Origin of the sequence: Noviherbaspirillum pedocola (genome assembly GCF_016632335.1) — a bacterium.
In the GTDB taxonomy this organism is placed as follows: Bacteria; Pseudomonadota; Gammaproteobacteria; order Burkholderiales; family Burkholderiaceae_D; genus Noviherbaspirillum_A; species Noviherbaspirillum_A pedocola.
On the sequence record NZ_JAEPBG010000004.1, the window covers coordinates 111,112 to 129,433 of the forward strand.

An 18,322-nucleotide genomic window follows, 5' to 3' on the forward strand; every position below is an offset into this window, starting at 1 on the left:
AGCATGGAATTGGAAACGGAACTTTTATCACTTCTGGAAAGCTTGGAGCATTTTGAGCACACAAGCAGTCTTTCCAGCCAGTTCAATATATTCGAAGCGGTTAACATGGCGAGGCAAGAAATACGGCACTCGAGGTTTCTCGCATATTTGTTGGACCCGTCTCAGCCTCATGGTCTGGATGACCGCTTTTTAAAAGCAGTCATCTTCGCCGCAGCGGAAAATCACACGTTATTGCCTATACCAAAACTGCAACTTGCAATCGCAGATTATTCCGAAGCGCGCGTATATTGCGAGCGCGACCATTTCGATATTTCCGTCGAGATACCCGATTTAAAACTTCTGTTCGTCATCGAAAACAAGATTGGTGCCGGGGAGCGGGAAGGCCAACTCATCGATTATCGTAAGAACGCACAAAAGCTCTACCCTGAGTACAAATTTTTCGGATGCTTTTTGACCGCTGACGGATATGTTGGCGAGGATATGGAATGGGCGTCACTGAGCTATTCCGCAATCACCAGCAGCCTGAGGAAACTTGAGCAGACGGGGATGTTGTCTCCCGCCGTGCAAATGGCAATCGACCACTATGTGAAACTGATAGAGAAAAGAGTTATGGCCTCAAAAGAGCTAATAGAAGCCTGCAAACGAATCTACCGGCAGCATCGGACCGCCTTGGACTTAATCTACGAACACGGCAGCGAGTCATTACTCGGACAAGCCTATATCGAGTTTCAGGAGAAACACCCATCGTTGGGTAGCGCGTTGGAACTAAGAAAGGAATTTCTCTCCTTTGTCCCCAAAAGTTGGGCCAATATGGAAAATTTTGATGTCGCGGATCTGAGCAAATGGAAAACGTCTTGTCCGATAAAATTTTGGTTAACGACTGATGCGGAACATCTTCATTTAAAGCTTGAGGTCGGGCCTGTCGATGGCAAAAAGAATTTTAGTCGCGAATCCTTCGTTGCAAAACTGCGTAAAGCATTCAAGTCGAGAGAGAACAGAAGGACAGGCGATGTATTTACACGGATCCTGAGCAGGAAGGTGAAATTGGATGAAGATGCCGGGGTCGAACATTTCGCCGCTTCGCTGGAGAAGTTATGGCAGCAAATCGACGGTGACGATGTGATTCAGAAAGTGGAAACTGCGGCGAAAGAGTGCCTGCAGTGTCCTGCTTCCCAGGATCGTTAAGTCAATAACACAGAGCCTGCTTCTCGGAAGGCAGCCCTGAATTACGGGAAGGCTGTTCGTCTCGACCAGCCTTTAACACACGTAGCCATGCCGAACGCGCCGTTCTTTGCTGGCCTCGTACGACAGGCATCAGCTTACTGTTCGCATACACGACTGCCCCGAGTCCACCACGGGAGTGAAGACTTCCTTGACGCCAAAATGCCGCTGGATCTTCGCCAAGGGCATGCTATTTGAACCTTTCCGGCCACAAAAAACTCGGTAGAGACTGGCGTATTTCCTCATCGGTCTGATCGGGGACATCGCGCAGGTCCAATATCCATCTGCGCGTCACCAAACCATCTTCAATTTCAAGAAATATCTCGTCATTGAAAAACTTTCGCGCCGTTGGTCCGGTGCGGCGATGCTCTCCGCGGTAACAGCGCAACACGCCGCTATACCAGCTTGCCAGTACAGAGCTACTCGCTGTCGCAAACAGCGTGTTCAATGGCAGTTCTCCCCCGCTCGATAGCTTTACGAGAAACAGGCTATCCCGGAATATTTCCCACTCCGCGACATAGCCATTGCTACAGTTCGGCCAGCACGGCGTGAAAGGGCGCTTGTCCATAAGCGCGAGGTATGGTTCCAATGGATACTGGTCCAGAAGATAGCTATCCCCTTCGTAGATCAAGCGCTCTTGAATATCAAACGTCATGGCTGTGTACTTTTCGCTTTGAGCACTGTCCCGGCGGAGTGATATCGGTAACCCGACCCACTGGCCGCAATGCGGCGCTGAGCGTTTGCGCGGTAAAGCTGCCGATTCCGGGGGCGGCAGATTCCCGCTTGCCAGCAATACAATATTCAGTTTGGTGACGCGGTTGCGGAAAAGGAAGTGGACAACCGATGTCGGCAGTATCCCGGGATGCACATGCAGCCCGGCTTTCCCATGCTTATCCGCAAATACGGCAGTACGCCTGGAGCCGCCATCCAGAATGGGATCCAAGGTGAACACCAGCGTGGCGTCGCTGTCGCGCACATTCCATTCAGTACGCTGAAGGTAGGAGCGCGACGGCGTCTCGACCAGGCAATATCTTGCGGCGATTGGACCATCTTCGGACCTGCGCCCCTGTGGACACCATCCGCCGTGCGGTATGCCATGCGCTATCGCCCAATCGAGCCCGGCCCGATCAGCGCCTGTCTGGCCGCCGGACATGAGCAGGAAACCGCTGTCGACCTTGAACAAATCATCCAATCGGACTCTCCGATCCATCAAGTTGCGTCGGTGTCGCCAAACGCCGCGGTGGCCAGCCGGTCAAGCGCCTGCGCCTCCTGCGGGGAAAGGTCGGCATCGGCCAGCAATGCCTGTATCAGCTCGCGGGCATCAGGCGCCTGACGCAACGCCTTTGCCACTTCCATAGCGTCCGGGGATGCACCCCTTCGCAGCAACACCGCGATCATGCCGGCGCGCTGGTGGATGAAGTCGGTATCACTGTCATACAGGTCGTCCGGGCAGGCGCTCAATGCGGTGCGCAGCGGCAGTTCGTCCCCGGCGTGTATATCGGCGCCGGCCGCGAGCAGCAGCTCCACCATGGTTTCATCGAGCGAGCCGACCGCGGCGAGCAGGGCGGCGTCGCCGCCGGCATGCACGTCCGCTCCCTGCGCCAGCAGCCACTCGACCGCGTCGACTGCCATGGTGGTCGCGCCAGCAGTGAGGGCTGCATCGTCGTCGGCATGCAGGTCGGCGCCTTGTGCGATCAGGAACGCCAGCATGTCCGTGTTGTTGACGGCAGCGGCGCTACGCAGCGCTATGACTTCAATATCGCTGATCTGCACGCCTGCATCGAGCAGGAGCGTCAGGATCGCCATGTGGTCGGCGTTGCGCGAGGTGCCGGTGAAGTAGTACGGGGTGCGCAAGCCATACGCATGGACGCCTTCGCTTAGCACCGCGATCGCCGCACAAGCATCACTGCGGGGATCAGCGCCATGACGCAGGGCGAGTTCCACGCCATCGCGGTCGGCCCAGCGGCAGGACATTTGCAGGAACTTGTTCCAGAAGACTGCACGCCAGTCGTCGATTCCGATGCCGTCGTGCCGTAGCGTATCGCGCAAACCCTGCAGCCGCCCCGCGACGAATCCCGCAAGCCACGGGTCGGCAGTCGATACGGGAATGGCTGGGCCGGTTGGCGCTGCCACGTCCTCGACTGACAACGGCCATGGAACGGTCGACTCTTCGAGCGGCTCAGCCAGCGCACCCAGCGCAATGCGTACATCGAAATCAAAGCCGTTCACTCCGGTAAGCACTGCAGCAAGCTTCAACGCCGGCGTCAGCGTCGAACGGCCCAGGAAGGACAGGACAGCATCTTCGTAGGCATTTTCTTCGCCCGAGCTGATCGGGTATTCCTGAAACAGGATGCGCCAATGGGCGCGCAGTTCATCCAGCGTTTTGCAGGATTCCAGCGGCAGGTGCCAGCCAATGAGGTTCATGATTGTCCTATCAGGAAGGTGGGTGAGGGAGCTAGGACTGCATGCTTTCGAGCGCGGCATCGATTGCACCAAGCGCATCAAGGGCACCCATGGCCAGGCCAACGTCGCGTGGATCCGCGACCTGTGGCTCGCGCGGATTGATGCGCACCAGCCGGCCATTGTGCTGACGCACGATGCGATGCGCGAAATGCCGCACGGTGGCAATTGCAGTACCGGCGCCCAGTTCGATGACGACCGGCTGGCGAACCTGCGCCAGCCAACGCTGCTGACGCGTCTCCTGCAGGTCCTGGCGCTTGCTGATCCACGACCAGTCGCCGAACATCAGGATGTTCGGGCGCGCGATCCCGCCGCAGTGCGGGCACCGCGGCAGAGGACTGGTCAGCTCGCATCGGGCTTCATCAACGACGGGATCAACGCCGTCGGCCGGCCACACCGCTTCGGTGCACGGCTGCAGGCACTGCAGATGGTGTATCGATCCGTGGCATTCATGGAGCCGCATGGGATCGAAGCCCGCGACCTCGAACTGTCCGTCGACATTGCTCGTAAAAACGGAATAGCCATGCCGCTTCATGCCGCCCCATTTGCGCAGTAGTGAGAACCCGGCGTGCGGCCTGGTGCGACGATACAGCGCAAGCCGGTGCCCGTAAAAACCCCAGGCCTGCTGCGCATGCGCATGAAACGCGTCGGGCGAGGCGATGTCCTGGAAGGCGATGCCGCTCTTCGCGAGCGCCGGGTAGGCTTTCCAGAATCCTTCGGTGCCACGGAAGTCGGGCAGGCCGGAGTCGACGCCGAAGCCGGCGCCAGCAGCAATGACGAGGGCGTCGGCGTCGTTGATCAGTGCGGCAGCCCGCGCGATGCTGTTTTCAGTGGATGGGGATGACATCGAATCCTCCTGGTTTCAGAGCTGCGGCGTAACGCCATGGATGCGGGCGCTGCGTGCGCCAGCGCCGTCGACGAAGAGGCTCCATTCGCCATGCTGTTCGAGGCACTGCGCCAGCGCACAGGCACGCCCGTAGCCGAGCCGGAATTCGCGCTGCAAGCGCGAGACCGGACCGGCCAGCACATGGATCTGCTGCTGCCTGAGCCGGGCGATCCATGCGCTCGCCTGCTCCAGATCGGAGGCGAGCGTGGGACTCTCGCCTTGAACTTCCGGATCGTTCGTTTCGCCTGTGACGCGCAGCGACAGCGCCGAGCCGTACACCAGAACGACAACGCCGCCGAGGGTGGCAAGAAATTGCCTTCGTGTTTGCATCTCGAGATCCATCTGCTTCATCCTTCCCTGTCAAATATCGCCTGTGAGCGCGGCCCGGCCGGACGGGAGAAAGCCACGCCGGCGGCACATTAGCTTACTCAAGACTGGCGACAGCGCTTGTCGCCAGTGGTGTGCCGTGCCCATACCAGCGCGGGAAATGACGGGAATGCTTCAGGCGGCGGAAGGAATGGCAGAGCTGTACTGTGCCGCCATGGCCAGGGCAGTAGCGCGCATCCTGTCGCGCAGCGCGGGCGGGGACAGTACCGTGACCTGGTCGCCGAAGCCGAGCAGCCACCAATGCAGTTCCTTCGTGTCGAGCACCGTGGCGCAGACACGCACCGCGTCGCCATCCGCGGGGACAATTCGCTGGTCATTGGACAATGGGCATTCGCTCAGGTGCGCGGCAGCGCTGCGCGTGAACAGGGCTTCGAGGGCAATCCTTTCTCCGCTTTCCGGGTACCCGAATGCCCCGGCGGCAATATAGGCGTCCAGGCTGAAACCTTCAGGGCGGCAGCTCCTTTCCTCCAGAATCGTCGCCGACTGCATCCGGTGCAGCGCAAGCTGGCGCACGTCGCTGAAGTGCCACATCGTGCATACCAGGTAAATCACGCTGTCCCGGACTACGACGCCGAGCGGATGAACAAGATATTCCTTCGGCTCCGTCGCCTGGCGCTGCAGGTAGCGGACCATGACCTGCCGCTCGTCAAGCAACGCATCGTACAGGGCAGCATGGACCTCCGGATCGACGCGCGGCGATTGCAGACGCAGTCCGCGCGGCAGCACGCGTACCTTGTCCGGCCATTGCGTCATGCCGCCATCGTTCTCCGCGAGCACGGCGTTGGCGGTGCGGAACCAGGGATCGAGGTAATTCAGCGTCGATTCCGGCAGCAGCGCATGCAGATAGCGCTGCACCAGGTGGAAAGTCAGCGCGGCTTGCGGCTCGAGAAAGGGCAGATGGAACTGTTCCGCCTCGGCCTGCCATGACCAGCCTTGCGGTTTCGCGCTGTCGGAAACCAGGGGCAGGATCGCCGATAGTTCATTCAGGTCGCGCTGGATCGAGCGCAAGGAAATCCGGTAGCCTGCGCCCTCCAGGCGCTGCAGCAGACTCGCGGTGTCGATCTTGCGCGGATGGCGCGGGATATGGCGCAGCATCGCCATCATGCGGGGCAGTGTGTTCGACATCGAATTCGGCAGTGGTCACGGATGTATGCGACGGGGCTTGTCGTATTGCTGTGATAAGCCCAATCCACAAAAAAGTTTTCGTAAAACGGATGATGGTCGCATCCCGCTTCGCCACGGGATGCTGAATACAGGGAGAATGGGAAGCACGCCGGCTTATGCGCGCGACGCCGCCTCACTCCTGTTCAACGACCTCGTTGAAGGCTTCTTCGATTGGAAAGCCGCGCATGAGCAGCTTGATCATGGCCTCTTTGCCTTCGAGGTCGACTTTGCCGTCATAGCTGGCGCGGTCTGCCTTGTAGGCTTCCCAATACAGGTCGCGTGCCTCTGACTCGGGGAGCTTCCGGCGTCTTTCTGTTCGGGCGCGTTTTCTGGCAGCCGCTGTCTCCAGTTCGAATGCATGGTGAACATCCGCACTGGCCGCATCCCAGTCAAAGGCCAGTATCGCAGCCTTATCCGCTTCCCAATCGCCCGTGTATCCCTCCCCCGGACGACCCTGGCCATTCACAGCAAGGCAGGCGAGGTTGGGCAGGCTCAGCCGTTGGCAAATCATTTCCACCACCAGCAGACGCTTGCCGATATTGACCGGGATGGCAGCCTCGATATACGGCGCATCCGGATATTTTTCCTTGGTCCTTCTGACGAGCTCGCCATACCTGATCGTGATGTCGCGATCTGCCTCCGCCTTGCCAAGCTCAGTCCGCACATGCTCGAGGAGCACTGCGAAATAGAGCTTTGCAAGGCATACGCTGATTTCCGTAATTTTTGTGACCGCCATCTTGCCCCCTTGATGCTTGAGATTCCGCGGGCCGGATGCCCCGACCCCCGGCTTCCACGCTGAATACGCATGCAGACACTTCGTCCGATAACCTGCAGCAGCGGGAAATCATACTCGAATTTGTTTCTACCAGGAAATTATACCGGGCAATGCAAACGATCCGGACCCGCATGCTGATCATTCGCCAACCCCGGACCTAAACCTCTTCCGCCCATCTTTCCCAGAATCCTGGCGCGTCATGGTGTGCGTTTTTCATCGCTTCATCGAACGGGTAATAGCAGAACCTGGCGCCGTCGATGGCCATGGTGCCGTCAGGGTGTTCCAGGTAGTCGCGCACGCGCCGGTAGTCCGGATGGGTTTCATCGAAGGGCACGTCGATGTAGATCTGGCCGCGATAGCTGCACATGAATGACGCGCTTGCGACATGGCCGCAAGGCGTCCAGCCGATCGCCTGCGCGTCGAGCCATGCGATGATCCGCCGGCGCGCCGGCCAGGCTTCCCAATCGAAGGCGCGGGACAGGCTGGTATGGAAGATCACGTGCAGCACGTCGCGCCCTTTTCTGCGCGCAATGGCGTCGATATGTTCAATGACTGCGGGCATGGTGTCTCTCCGTTTGATTACTGGTAGCTGGCTGGCGTCATCGCCGCATTCTTCAAACGAAACCAATCGCCCTGCCTTGCGCATCATCGGGTTTCGCTTCCCATTCCTGCCGCAGTTCAATCAGCCAGGCGTCGAGCTCTGCCTGCAGCCCGAGCAGCGCAAAGCGCTTTTTGACATTGGCAAAGTCGCCGGGCGTGAGACCTTCGAGCGACTCCAACTCCCGCATCGCTGAGCGCGGCAGCTCCTGCTGAACGGGCCAGTCGATCAGTTCTCTGAGCATTTGCTCCCGCTGCGCGCAGGACAATGGCTTGAATTCGAGCCGGAACACGAAGCGGCGCATCAGCGCGCTGTCGATCGACCTGCCATGGTTCGTCGCGCACAAAAACACCCCGTCGAAAGATTCGAGCTGGCGCAGAAATTCCGCAGTGACCGCTTCCGATGCGCGGTGCATCGCGCTGGCGCGGTCGCTCAGCAGGGTTTCCGCCTCGTCCAGAAAAACCATCTGCCGCTCCGGATCGCACGAGGTAAACATTTCCGCAACCTGCTGTTCCGATTCACCGAACCATTTGCTGTTCACGTCCGATGCCGAGTAATAGAGCAGTTCACGTTCCAGGCGCTCGGCGATCCTGCTCGCCAGCTGGGTCTTGCCGGTGCCCGGCGGGCCGCTCATCAACGCTGTCCCCCGGCCATGGCGCGCGATGGCGTCAATAATCTGCTCCGGGGTAAACCGTCCGCCAATCTGCAGATAGGCAGTATCGAAGCGCGTGACGATGTGCGGCGTCCTGCGCATTGCCCGGGCACGCATCATCTCGCCCTGGCTATCGAGGTAGCACAGCGCGACTTCCTCATGCGTCCCGGCCTTTCCGGCGGCCAGATGCGCCACTTTGGCGCTGGACGCGATCAGCGCCGGCGACAGGCCGCTTCGCCGCGCAATACGGTCGATCGTGGCCTCGCTGACCCCGAGCGGTTGCAGATGTCGTTGCGCGATCTGGCGTCGCACGGCCAGCTCCGGCACATCAAAGCGGATGCAGAACGTGAAGCGGCGGCGATATGCCTGGTCAATCTCGGCAATGCTGTTCGTGATCCAGATCACCGGATGCGGGTTCGTTTCCAGGAGCCGGTTCATCCACGCCTTGCTGCCGATCCGCGGCGCCGCTGCGCCGGATTGGCCCTGGTCCAGGAACACATCTTCCGCCTCGTCCAGAACCAGCAGCGCGGATTGTGCATTGCCCAGCAGGGACTGCGCCGTACGCAGACTGCACAGCCTTTGTCCACGCGACGCTTCAGCGCCGTCGCGGCACGCGACTTCATAGGCGCGGCAGCCGATGGAAAGCGCCAGCTGCTTGGCGAACTCGGTTTTCCCCGTGCCAGGGGGGCCATACAGCAGGATATTGACGCCAGCCTCCGCATGCGCCAGAGCGGTCTCAAGAACAGCTTGCACCGTACGCTGCTGTGCAGCCAGCGCCGGCCATTGCAGCGCTTGCGCATCAGCCGGGGCCGGCAACGGCTCCAGCAGCGCATCGAACAAGTCGGCGCGCCTGGCATGCGGCAGCGTGAAGACGCGCTGGCCAAACCGAGACAGCTCGAGCAGATCGCGCAGTGCAGTCGTGCCATCCGCCAGGTTCTCGAACAGTCCGCTCTGCATCAGCGCGCCACTTTCCTTCAATGCGGCAATGACCGGCTCCAACGGCATATCGATAGCTGCCGCGATGGCACGGTGGACCTTGCTCACCGGGCGCTCAAGACGAAGGTAGCGGAAGGCGAACACGGAGTGGTCGAGACAGGCTGCAAGGAGCAGGATGCGCGTCTCCGCCTCGGTCAGCGCAAAGCTTTCCTGAAGGTGGCGCACGTTGGACTGCATCGGAAACGGGTCTCGCGCTTCGAAGAACAGGAGCTCGGCATACATCCTTTCGTACAGCGGCGCCGTCTGCGGCTCAGGCCATGACAGGTTTCTGCCCAGCCACTCGTAATAGGCAGTTCCACCGACGGCGCTGGCTGCATCGAGTCGAACCGCCCACTCGGGCCTGGCTGCTTCGTCTCCCTCCAGACGCTGCCGCACCAGCACGGCGAGCGGATGAATCACGAAGCCGATGTCGTCGAGATGATGCTCATAGAGGCTGCCCGGCTGGTCGCGGCACAACCGGTAAATGGCGAGCAGTGTGCGGATGGTCGCCGGGTCGCACAAGGCAGGGGAAAGCGCAAGAGAGTTGGTAGTCATGGGGTCAGCATCGTTGAACATGCCGCCATCTTGCATCCGCCTGGCGACAGAACTTGTCGTTGCCTGATTTGCCGTCCGGGCCGGCCGCAGCCTATGCGACAGGATCTGTCGCGCGACAGCCTATAGTTGACGAGGCGGCGACATCGGCGCCGCGATCCGGCAAGCGCGATGGCTTGCACAACAAACTCGGGGAGACAGCTTTGCACAGGCAGACATTGAAGGATGAGCATTTCAGGGTGATCGGCTATATCGATACCGCCAGCGATGGAAAGCAGACCGGCAAGGATGCCCGCTTCCATACGGTCGGCTACTACGATCCCAGGACGAATGTCACAAAGGATGCGCATTTCCATAGGGTAGGGTATGGCAATCAGCTGGCATCGCTGATCGCCTGCCGCTGATGGCATGCGATCAGCGAAAGCCTCGAATGACTTGCCTCGGGAGACATGCATGGCAGCACCACTGATTCACTTTGTGCACGGCAAGGAAAGCGGTCCCTGGGGCGGCAAGATCAAGGCGCTGGCCGAGGTGGGCCGCCGCCTCGGCTGTCAGGTCGAGAGCCTGGATTATTCCTTCACGCAGGATCCCGAAGAGCGCCTGGCACGGCTCCTCGGTGCCTGCGTCTCCCGGACAGGCGAGCTGTTGCTGGTCGGCTCGAGCATGGGGGGCTGGGTGGCAGCCGAGGCGTGCACGCGCCTCGACGCCAAGGGACTCTTCCTTCTGGCGCCAGCACTGCACATGCCGGGCTATCCGACTCAGGATCCGGCCGTAAGCGGCAGGCATGTCGAGATCGTCCATGGCTGGAACGACGCAGTCATCCCGTATGAGAATTCGATCCGGTTCGCGCGCGAGCACCAATGCACGCTGCATCTGGTAGAGAGCGACCACCGGCTGAACGACTGCATACCGTTGCTCTGCGGCTGGTTCGAATCATTCCTGCAGCGCCTGCTGCAGGCGCATTGACGCGCTCGCCGGCGGCAGCTCAGGCGTTTGCGGCCGCGGCGTTCTTCACGCCGTAGGGAACATGCGCGGCCTGTACATAGCCGGCTGCCGCGTCGCAGTTACGCTGCTGGTCATCGAAAAAGATATCGGCGCCAAAGCTTTTCAGGAACGGTCCCTTGTCCATGCCGCCCAGGAACAGGGCTTCGTCAATGCGGATGTCCCAGAAGCGCAGCGTGCGCACCACGCGCTCATGCGCCGGCGCGCAACGTGCTGTCACCAGAGCGGTGCGGATCGGGCAGGCGTGGGCACTGTATTGCGCCTGGATCCGGTGCAGGCGCGCGAGGAAAGGCTGAAACGGTCCGCCGGGCAGCGGAATATGCCGCGCGGCGATTTCGCTGCGGGTGAACGCGTCCAGCCCCGACTCGGCAAACACCCGCTCGGCTTCATCGGAGAACAGCACGGCATCGCCATCGAAAGCGATGCGCACGATCTCGTCTGCGGACAGGCCAAGCAGGGGGCCGAGCACCGTCGCGGCCGCAATGCCTGCGTGGAGCGCCATCCGGACATCACCGGGATCGGTCGATAGAAACAGATGGGCGCCGAAGGCTGCCGCATAGCGGTAAGGAGGCGCGCCCCGCGTGAAGGCGGCGCGGCTAATCCCGAGCGCATGGTGCCTGAGCGAATGGAAAATCCGCAGGCTCGTGTCGGCGCTGTTGCGCGACAGCAGAATGACTTCGACTTGAGCGGGGCGTGCATCATTCAATGCCAGCAACTTGCGCACCAGATGGAAAGCCGGCCCGGGCGCGAAGGCTTCCGCTTCGTGCGCGCGCTGGTGGCGCGCATAGGCATCTTCTCCTTCTGTCTCAAATACCCGGTGGCTTTCGCGCAGATCGAACAGCGCGCTGGACGCGACCGCGATCACCAGTTTTTCGCAGGATTCCATCTCTTTCATACCGCCTTCCCTGTTGTGAAGGACTGAGCCGCGCGACGACGACGGGGGCTCATCCGTGGCTGTGCATTGTCCGGAAGCTGGCGACAGCTTTTGTCGTGTTGCTCGAGAAGCGGCTCGCGCTTGCCATGCGACACGGCGCGTCGCCTGCTCGCCCCAGGATGATGGTCCCAGCTTCCGGCGCATCGGACCGGATGGGGAAGCAGGAGAAAACGGATGGATAAGGACACCGCTGCATTCGGGCGCTTTCTGAAAAAAGTCATCGCACCTCGGCATCGTTCCGGCCAGGCGGCTACCGACAAGGACGACCCGCGCCTTGAAGAACTGGCGCAACGCGTTCGTGCAAAAAAACGCAGTCTGCGGAAAACGGCGAAAGCAGCGAAAGGCTCGACGACGGAAAGTATTTCATCAGAGCAATTTATATTGCATAATGGAAAACGATATGATTCCTAGAATGTTTCCCGCGCTTGCCAACCGTGCGCCGTGAGGCGGTGCTACGTGCATCCTGCCCTGTGCGTTACCAAAGTCTCAAGCCTGCCCGCCATGCTGACCATTCATCTCTCCAACCGTTTCGAGTGCTGCTTGAGCAACTGATCGAACATACAGTCAAAGAGCCAGGTCGGAAAATTCTGCTTCGGTTTCTCATCCCCTCCATCGTCAAGGGATGGTGCTGCTTCGGCATCCGGAGTCGCTTGGCTGAACGCTCATGTGGGAAGAAAGGCTTGCGCCCTTTCGTCAACGCGAAAATGTCATAACTTTTAGAACAAAATAGTTGCGATCCTGCAATAAAACATTTACGCTTTGCCATATTGCTTTTCTGCATCGAGATATCTCGATATCAATGGAATTCCGTGAAAATTCTCCCGTTCTTATTCGGTTGGCTGCTTTGCATGACAGCCCATGCAGCGAGCTTTGATTGTGCGAAGGCATCGACCTCGGTGGAACAGATCATCTGTAGCGATCTGGAGCTCTCGAGTCTGGATGAACAGCTACACGCTACTTATCAGCAGGCGCTCGCGGATTCTGCGGACCCGGCTGCGCTTCGATCCGCACAGCGCCGGTGGAACGCAGATGTAAAAGGAGGATGCCAGGACAAGGAATGCCTCTTGGCCGTATATACGCGGCGCATAGCGCAGATTTCAGGGAGCGCCTCAAGTGCTGGAAGGGCACCAGGTAACGCAGATGCGATGGCTGAACGCTCAGACCGGCCTGACGCTTCGATCGAGAACCTGGCTGCTGTGCCTATGGATATGTCAGCTTCCGCTGCAGGAGAAGCTGAGAATCAGCCGTCAGGAAAGGACCAGCAATCTCCCTTGTCTGCTGCACCAACCCAATCCGGCTCCTTGGATGAACAAGCTGGCTCAGAAACGTCGAATCAGGTGCAAAGCTCCCCGGCGGCGGCTGATGATGGTGCCCCAGGCGATGACGCGGCGCTGTCTTCGCCGAACGGATTATCTACGCTGACCCTGAAGGTGGCAGGCGCAGGTTTGCTTCTGATCGCTGCGCTGTCGATGTACCTGCACGCGCAGGGAAAATTGACGATCTATTCGGATTACACGGACGCCTCCGTGACAGCGCTAACCCCTCTCATTGCATTCGCGGTCTACGGCGGAGCGAAATTCTTCGAGATGCAGGACAAATCCGCCCTCGTGGCGGCAATGGCTGTTCTGGTATTCGCGGCAGGGTTGATCTTTGTCCATACCTTCCGCCACAACGGCGTATCGATCTACTTCCCTATGGCGCTGATTACCAAGCTTACGATTATCAGCCTCTACTACGTACTGATGGCGATCCTCCTTTTTCCCTCCGGTACGACCAGAAGGAAGGGTGAGAGAGTCGCGAGTTTTGAAGCCAGGGAAAGACGTGAGGCGCGCGAACGTGCCGCACTGGTAGCCGCAGCCACGGGATCCTTTATTGCTCTTTCAGGGTGGATGTGCCGACGTGGCGAGTTCACCTCCTTCAAACGCTATCTCACCTTCAGGTAAGCAATCGTAAGACTTACTGGAGAAAAGGTCCTGGCGTTCCATGCATAGCTCGCTTCATCCGCATTCGGACCAGTGTTCGCCGCATCGGTCGATTTACTCATTTCAAAAGGATATTCATGGCACGCACACTACTCGGCACGCCGACGCAGCAATCAGTGGTGCCGGCTTTGTCAGCACGATCGAATGCGCGAACAGCAACGCTGTCGACGCAAGAGATTGATGCACGATTGCGGCAGAGACGGTCCGCTTCCTACATCGATGCCATCACAAAACTGGATGCCGGTGGACATGTGCATGACAGACAGGCGCTTGAAGCGCTGCTCGCGGCCATACAGCAGGAGTTGCCTGAGATTGCGATCGAGCACCAGCCGCTGGGCATCGTGGCCCGATGCTATCTTGGCGCGCCGTATGAGGTCCATACCCTCGATTGCAGCGGACAGATTGTGCGTCATTACAAAGGCACGGAAAGTCTTCCGCCACTGCTGGAGCGGGCTCGGGCGCTTGCCCTGCATCCCGGATATGCCTTTATCGAAGTCTATTCAACCAAACTCATTGCCGTTGGGGTGGCTGGCGATACCTCTCTGGTACAAGGATAAAAATGAGCACTGAACGCATCATTCACCTGGCTGATCTCACATTCATCCATAACAGCCTGCGCGGGTTGCATAGCGATATTTCGACTGTTTCCGACCAGGTCGAAGGGGTGGGCCAGCAGGTATCTACGACCAGGTCGGAATTGCAGCAGCTTGAGCAGCTTGTCAGGGACTTCATTGCCGCTGACATGAAAGCGAAAGAGCTGCAGCTTGCCGAAACAAGACAAGTAAAGATCCGCCAGGAGCTCGAAACGAAGTTCGGCTATTACGCGGAGGTGCGGCGCCAAGCGACCGGTATCCTGCAGGCGGCTGACGTCAGCATCGTCAGGAAGGAGACGATCACATCGGCAACTGAAGAGCTGATGCTGTCCACGCCGCGATACTGGCTCGCTCCTGCGCTCGTCGCTCTCGCGGCCTGGCTCAACGACAATCAAGGCCTCGCCACCAAGGCGCTTTCCGAGGCCCTCCGGCGTGACGATGAAAAGACCTCCCTGTTCTTTTCCCTGGTCACCCGCCGTGCAGCGCGCGGTTCGGCATGCGCAACATGGCTGGACCGATATTTCGGAATGCAGGATCCCACGCAGCTTGACAGGCAGACAGTCGTGCTCGTGGATGCGCTTGCAAGCGGCGTATTCGGCCCTGAAGTACGAAGCCGGTGCGCAGAGCGGATCGAAGCCTGGATCGAGGAGCTATCGCAGCGCGCTGGCTTCGTCGATGAACAACGTACGCAGTGGAATACCGCACTACGCTCGAAAATACCGAGCGCTGACAATGACCGGTATGGATATCTGAGCAAATACAGTCCAACCTGGCCAATGCTCAACGACGTCCTGAACGGCGCCGCAATGCATGCGATTGTGCACAGCTACTTCTCTCAGGTATTCAAGGGCGCGATTCCCCCTTCGCCGAACATTCAGGCCGCCGTCGACGACTTGCTCGACAAACTGGTAAAGAATTTTGACGACGAAGAACTGCCTCTGCGTCGCGATGAAAGACTGTGTCAGCTGATCATTGATGAAGGTGGAAATCGTACTGCCGCAGCGAACCGTTACGCTCTTGAAAGCAAGGCCCTGGATGAACAGGTGAGCTTCACACAGTTGCTGACGAACGCGGCCATGCATCCGGAGGCGTCCAAAGCATCAAAAGCGACGCAGCGTTTTGCGATCGCTCTGTCGAAGAACTGGATTCGTGATGCGCACTTGGACCTCACCGCCAGCATACGCGCTGCAGTCCCAGTCGACGTGGACCTGGAGATTGAAGGGTGGAAGGGCCAGACTCGAGATGGCGACAACGAAAGTGCGCTGATACCCGACCTGGAGAACCACATCGAGCAGAAGAAGGAAGAGACCATTGCCAGTATGAAGTTGGACATCAAACACTGGGCCGGACTGACTATCGGCGCCTTGTTGATAGTCCTGGGCCTGCCCTCAATGAACTGGCTGATGATCCTGTTAGGCGCAGGCGCAGTGATATGGTTTTTTTCCGCCAAGTCGGGAATCGCAAAGGCTCGCCAGAAAGTGGCCGAGGATTTTGCCAAGCTCAAGGAGCAGTCAGTACAAATACTGCGAGCCGCATTGGCGGAAGTCGTCGAACTGCGCCGTGATTTCCTCAAGCGCGACGCACTGTCCCACGAAGTCACCAAACTGCTGGATGGCATCACGCCGCAGCAATACGTCTTGTCGTCGCATGACAATGTGCGCCAGGTGATGGCACAGCCTACTGCATGACATCGAAAGGAAAGCACTATGACTCGCGAGATATTAAGTGGCAACGCATCAGAACTTCATCAGCCAGGCCTGCCTGAACAGGCGCGTCTGGAAGTTCCCATCAAGCCTTCTGCGACCAAAGACGTCGCCCACCCTGCGGATGCACTTGCCGCAGCTTTTCCGGAATGGGATCTGCTGCCAGGAACCCAATTCATTCGGCGTGTGAAATGACTGGCATTGGACTCCCGCCGGAAACCTACGCGCAATGGAGCAAATGCCTTGATCTTCTTGAAGAGGGGCTGGACGACGCAGGCGTGGTGAGTGCAATGGAACACGGAAGGCTGGGATGGACCAGTGGTGTTGCGAATCTGTTTTCGGATCGGATCAGCGCTGTCTTCAACGTTCGCTTGCAGCGCTGCAATGATCAGATGACCAGAGAACTTCGTGCTGGAGGCGGCGAGACAACACTTGTTCGCGCACTTCTCAACAGCAGGAGAACGCTGGCGCTGTTACACCGGGTGGCGACGCTTCCCGCATTCCCCGCATTGTTACGAGACCATCTGTGCCAGGAATTAAAAAGCTATGCCACGCGGTCTCAGCAGGCATTGGAAGACAGCGCCGCGCTTGACCGTAGCGGCCGTACGGCAAGCCTGATCCGGAACAACAGCATTTTGCGATATGACGCCTCGGATGCCGTGACCGGGCAAGCTGCATCCACTTCCACCTCTACGACAACCCCGCATCCCGGATCGAACGGAGTTCCGGGACGCCGCCGCAATATTCTTATCTGACATGAGCGACACCATTGAGTTTAAAAACACGCTGATCCGATATCTCAAGGCAAGGATCCCGTTCATCTCTGTTCGTAGCGCCGAGCGGTCGCGTGTACTGGATATCTTTCGCGATGTGGCGAACAGCCTGAATGCTCCGGTGTATGTGCATACGCTGTCGCAGGGTATGAAGGAACTGGTCTCGAGCCGCCCGATCAACGATGACCGCTCCGTAGTCGGCGCCGTGGATTTCGCAAGCCAGCAGATCGGTCAGCGACAGAATCTGACTTTCGTGTTGACCGAAGTCGCCGATATCGAAGACGACACACCCTTTGCGCGTCAGCTGCAGGACGCCGTGATGCTGGCAGCCGAGCACGGCGGCGTGCTGGTGGTCGTTACCACGAAACCGGTCTGGGGACAGCTGCAGCGCCTGGGCATGTCGCTTGTGTTGTCGTCGCCGAACGAGGATGAGATGCTCGCGATCATCAGGGAACAAGTGGGCGCTTACCGCGGCCAGTTTCCCATTGAATGGGACGATGCCGACGAACGACGAGCAGCGGCTGTTCTCGCTGGCATCTCACGACTGGAAGCGGAAAACATCATCGCGACTCTTCTTGCGAAAGGGGGTATCCACAAGGACGACATCAGTGAGCTGATGCATGCCAAGGATCGCATCTTTGCCGATATCTCAGGAATCGAAAGGGTAGTGGTGCGTGGGTCCGAGTTGAATGTAGGCGGTCTGGGGGGATTGAAGGCGTGGCTGGAAAGGGAAAAGCCGCTGCTGACTGCGGATTTGCGCGAGCGAGGTATCCGGCCGCCGCGAGGCGTGTTGCTGGTCGGCGTGCCGGGCTGCGGCAAGTCCCTGTCCGCGAAGGCTATTGCACAGAATTGGAATCTGCCGCTTTATCGCCTGGACCTGTCCACGATCCATGGGCAGTATCTCGGGCAGAGCGAAGGACGGCTCAAGGATGCGCTTTCGACCGCTGATCACGTTGCGCCTTGCGTGCTGTGGATCGATGAAATTGAAAAGGGTCTGGCCGGCGCCACGCAGGGAGGCAATGATGGCGGTACATCGACCCGCCTGGTCGGACAGTTCCTGTACTGGCTCCAGGAAGCGCGCTCCCGCGTCTTCGTTGTCGCCACTGCCAATGATGTTTCCAAGCTGCCGCCTGAACTGCTGCGACGTGGCCGGTTCGATGAATTGTTCTTCGTCGACTTGCCGACACCCGCAGAGCGACGGGAGATTATCGAGATTTATGTGCAGCGTGGACTGAAGAGCTCGATTTCCACGGCGCTCATGGACAATCTGATCGAGATATCGGATGGTTTCGCCGGTTCCGATCTCGAATCGGCCGTGCGCGAGGTTGTGAAGGAGGCTTACCTGTTTGGTGATGACAAAGTTTCCGATGCGTTGTTTGTTCGGAGCTTCCAGAACGTCGTGCCGCTCTCAAAGACAAGTCCTGAACAGATCGATGGCATACGGGCGTGGGGACGGGAACGTGCCGTGCCCGCGTCGGGACAACCCATCGGAGGCGGCGCGCAGCCATCGCGGGCGCGCCGTTCTGTTCTCGTTTGATCCAGCCATTCTCCAGGCATCCATACCCGTCGTTCGGCTCCAAAAGGCCGAGCCCAAGGCGAAGCAGCATGGTCCGGGTGCATAAAGGGCAGGGGCTGTTCTGCCGCAGGGGAGTTTTCCGACACGGC

19 protein-coding genes are annotated in these 18,322 nt (G+C 59.2%); 10 read left to right on the plus strand and 9 right to left on the minus strand.

Going from position 1 to position 18,322, the window contains the following annotated elements; genetic code table 11:
• The first annotated feature begins 3 nt into the window (after positions 1 to 3).
• On the plus strand, positions 4 to 1,185 hold the full coding sequence (locus JJB74_RS11465) for a PDDEXK-like family protein (protein ID WP_200592007.1): 1,182 nt from the start codon (positions 4 to 6) through the stop codon (positions 1,183 to 1,185).
• A gap of 226 nt (positions 1,186 to 1,411) precedes the next feature.
• On the opposite strand, the gene JJB74_RS11470 is transcribed toward JJB74_RS11465, so the two are convergent.
• The 8 genes from JJB74_RS11470 to JJB74_RS11505 form a co-directional block, all read right to left on the minus strand.
• A complete protein-coding gene (locus JJB74_RS11470) occupies positions 1,412 to 2,413 on the minus strand; it encodes a putative molybdenum carrier protein (protein WP_234484116.1) in 1,002 nt (333 codons plus the stop codon).
• A 17-nt stretch (positions 2,414 to 2,430) separates the two neighbouring features.
• The gene (locus tag JJB74_RS11475; protein ID WP_200592009.1) at positions 2,431 to 3,645 is read right to left on the minus strand and encodes an ankyrin repeat domain-containing protein; all 1,215 of its coding nucleotides are present in this window, start codon (positions 3,643 to 3,645) and stop codon (positions 2,431 to 2,433) included.
• 31 nt (positions 3,646 to 3,676) lie between these two features.
• Positions 3,677 to 4,528 carry an SIR2 family NAD-dependent protein deacylase gene (locus JJB74_RS11480; RefSeq protein ID WP_200592010.1) on the minus strand — a complete coding sequence of 284 codons (852 nt, stop codon included), beginning with the start codon at positions 4,526 to 4,528 and terminating at the stop codon, positions 3,677 to 3,679.
• 15 nt (positions 4,529 to 4,543) lie between these two features.
• On the minus strand, positions 4,544 to 4,897 hold the full coding sequence (locus tag JJB74_RS11485; RefSeq protein WP_200592011.1) for a hypothetical protein: 354 nt from the start codon (positions 4,895 to 4,897) through the stop codon (positions 4,544 to 4,546).
• Between the two features lie 171 nt (positions 4,898 to 5,068).
• On the minus strand, positions 5,069 to 6,079 hold the full coding sequence (locus tag JJB74_RS11490; RefSeq protein WP_200592012.1) for a helix-turn-helix transcriptional regulator: 1,011 nt from the start codon (positions 6,077 to 6,079) through the stop codon (positions 5,069 to 5,071).
• 172 nt (positions 6,080 to 6,251) lie between these two features.
• Positions 6,252 to 6,854, minus strand: coding sequence for a hypothetical protein (locus JJB74_RS11495; RefSeq protein ID WP_200592013.1), 603 nt, complete (start codon positions 6,852 to 6,854; stop codon positions 6,252 to 6,254).
• A gap of 196 nt (positions 6,855 to 7,050) precedes the next feature.
• Positions 7,051 to 7,455: a hypothetical protein gene (locus JJB74_RS11500; protein WP_200592014.1), complete on the minus strand. Its 405-nt coding sequence runs from the start codon at positions 7,453 to 7,455 to the stop codon at positions 7,051 to 7,053.
• A gap of 52 nt (positions 7,456 to 7,507) precedes the next feature.
• Positions 7,508 to 9,673, minus strand: coding sequence for an AAA family ATPase (locus tag JJB74_RS11505; protein WP_200592015.1), 2,166 nt, complete (start codon positions 9,671 to 9,673; stop codon positions 7,508 to 7,510).
• 200 nt (positions 9,674 to 9,873) lie between these two features.
• Here JJB74_RS11505 and JJB74_RS11510 point away from each other — a divergent pair, with 200 nt between their 5' ends.
• Positions 9,874 to 10,074 (plus strand): hypothetical protein, encoded by a 201-nt coding sequence (locus JJB74_RS11510; RefSeq protein ID WP_200592016.1) that lies wholly within the window; start codon positions 9,874 to 9,876, stop codon positions 10,072 to 10,074.
• A gap of 49 nt (positions 10,075 to 10,123) precedes the next feature.
• Entirely contained in the window at positions 10,124 to 10,636 is a 513-nt protein-coding gene (locus JJB74_RS11515) for a YqiA/YcfP family alpha/beta fold hydrolase (RefSeq protein ID WP_200592017.1), read from the plus strand.
• 19 nt (positions 10,637 to 10,655) lie between these two features.
• Here JJB74_RS11515 and JJB74_RS11520 read toward each other — a convergent pair whose 3' ends face one another.
• Positions 10,656 to 11,567: a 5'-nucleotidase gene (locus tag JJB74_RS11520; RefSeq protein ID WP_325170121.1), complete on the minus strand. Its 912-nt coding sequence runs from the start codon at positions 11,565 to 11,567 to the stop codon at positions 10,656 to 10,658.
• A gap of 213 nt (positions 11,568 to 11,780) precedes the next feature.
• Between JJB74_RS11520 and JJB74_RS11525 the strand changes: the two genes are divergently transcribed.
• From JJB74_RS11525 to JJB74_RS11555, 7 genes are all read left to right on the plus strand, one after another.
• On the plus strand, positions 11,781 to 12,017 hold the full coding sequence (locus tag JJB74_RS11525; protein ID WP_200592018.1) for a hypothetical protein: 237 nt from the start codon (positions 11,781 to 11,783) through the stop codon (positions 12,015 to 12,017).
• 398 nt (positions 12,018 to 12,415) lie between these two features.
• Positions 12,416 to 13,549: a lysozyme inhibitor LprI family protein gene (locus JJB74_RS11530; protein WP_200592019.1), complete on the plus strand. Its 1,134-nt coding sequence runs from the start codon at positions 12,416 to 12,418 to the stop codon at positions 13,547 to 13,549.
• 116 nt (positions 13,550 to 13,665) lie between these two features.
• Complete coding sequence (locus JJB74_RS11535; protein WP_200592020.1) at positions 13,666 to 14,145, plus strand: hypothetical protein; 480 nt, start codon at positions 13,666 to 13,668, stop codon at positions 14,143 to 14,145.
• Between the two features lie 2 nt (positions 14,146 to 14,147).
• The gene (locus JJB74_RS11540) at positions 14,148 to 15,869 is read left to right on the plus strand and encodes a hypothetical protein (RefSeq protein WP_200592021.1); all 1,722 of its coding nucleotides are present in this window, start codon (positions 14,148 to 14,150) and stop codon (positions 15,867 to 15,869) included.
• An 18-nt stretch (positions 15,870 to 15,887) separates the two neighbouring features.
• A complete protein-coding gene (locus JJB74_RS11545; RefSeq protein WP_200592022.1) occupies positions 15,888 to 16,079 on the plus strand; it encodes a hypothetical protein in 192 nt (63 codons plus the stop codon).
• A complete protein-coding gene (locus JJB74_RS11550; protein ID WP_200592023.1) occupies positions 16,076 to 16,639 on the plus strand; it encodes a hypothetical protein in 564 nt (187 codons plus the stop codon). The genes JJB74_RS11545 and JJB74_RS11550 overlap by 4 nt, the downstream gene beginning before the upstream one ends.
• A gap of 1 nt (position 16,640) precedes the next feature.
• A complete protein-coding gene (locus tag JJB74_RS11555) occupies positions 16,641 to 18,194 on the plus strand; it encodes an AAA family ATPase (RefSeq protein ID WP_200592024.1) in 1,554 nt (517 codons plus the stop codon).
• Positions 18,195 to 18,322: the final 128 nt, after the last annotated feature.

Bases quoted from the DNA above. Each gene is read 5' to 3' on its own strand.
- JJB74_RS11465 (WP_200592007.1), top strand. From the start codon at position 4: ATGGAATTGGAAACGGAACTTTTATCACTTCTGGAAAGCTTGGAGCAT.
- JJB74_RS11475 (WP_200592009.1), bottom strand. From the start codon at position 3,645: ATGAACCTCATTGGCTGGCACCTGCCGCTGGAATCCTGCAAAACGCTG.
- JJB74_RS11480 (WP_200592010.1), bottom strand. From the start codon at position 4,528: ATGTCATCCCCATCCACTGAAAACAGCATCGCGCGGGCTGCCGCACTG.
- JJB74_RS11485 (WP_200592011.1), bottom strand. From the start codon at position 4,897: ATGCAAACACGAAGGCAATTTCTTGCCACCCTCGGCGGCGTTGTCGTT.
- JJB74_RS11490 (WP_200592012.1), bottom strand. From the start codon at position 6,079: ATGTCGAACACACTGCCCCGCATGATGGCGATGCTGCGCCATATCCCG.
- JJB74_RS11495 (WP_200592013.1), bottom strand. From the start codon at position 6,854: ATGGCGGTCACAAAAATTACGGAAATCAGCGTATGCCTTGCAAAGCTC.
- JJB74_RS11500 (WP_200592014.1), bottom strand. From the start codon at position 7,455: ATGCCCGCAGTCATTGAACATATCGACGCCATTGCGCGCAGAAAAGGG.
- JJB74_RS11505 (WP_200592015.1), bottom strand. From the start codon at position 9,673: ATGACTACCAACTCTCTTGCGCTTTCCCCTGCCTTGTGCGACCCGGCG.
- JJB74_RS11515 (WP_200592017.1), top strand. From the start codon at position 10,124: ATGGCAGCACCACTGATTCACTTTGTGCACGGCAAGGAAAGCGGTCCC.
- JJB74_RS11520 (WP_325170121.1), bottom strand. From the start codon at position 11,567: ATGAAAGAGATGGAATCCTGCGAAAAACTGGTGATCGCGGTCGCGTCC.
- JJB74_RS11525 (WP_200592018.1), top strand. From the start codon at position 11,781: ATGGATAAGGACACCGCTGCATTCGGGCGCTTTCTGAAAAAAGTCATC.
- JJB74_RS11535 (WP_200592020.1), top strand. From the start codon at position 13,666: ATGGCACGCACACTACTCGGCACGCCGACGCAGCAATCAGTGGTGCCG.
- JJB74_RS11540 (WP_200592021.1), top strand. From the start codon at position 14,148: ATGAGCACTGAACGCATCATTCACCTGGCTGATCTCACATTCATCCAT.
- JJB74_RS11545 (WP_200592022.1), top strand. From the start codon at position 15,888: ATGACTCGCGAGATATTAAGTGGCAACGCATCAGAACTTCATCAGCCA.
- JJB74_RS11550 (WP_200592023.1), top strand. From the start codon at position 16,076: ATGACTGGCATTGGACTCCCGCCGGAAACCTACGCGCAATGGAGCAAA.
- JJB74_RS11555 (WP_200592024.1), top strand. From the start codon at position 16,641: ATGAGCGACACCATTGAGTTTAAAAACACGCTGATCCGATATCTCAAG.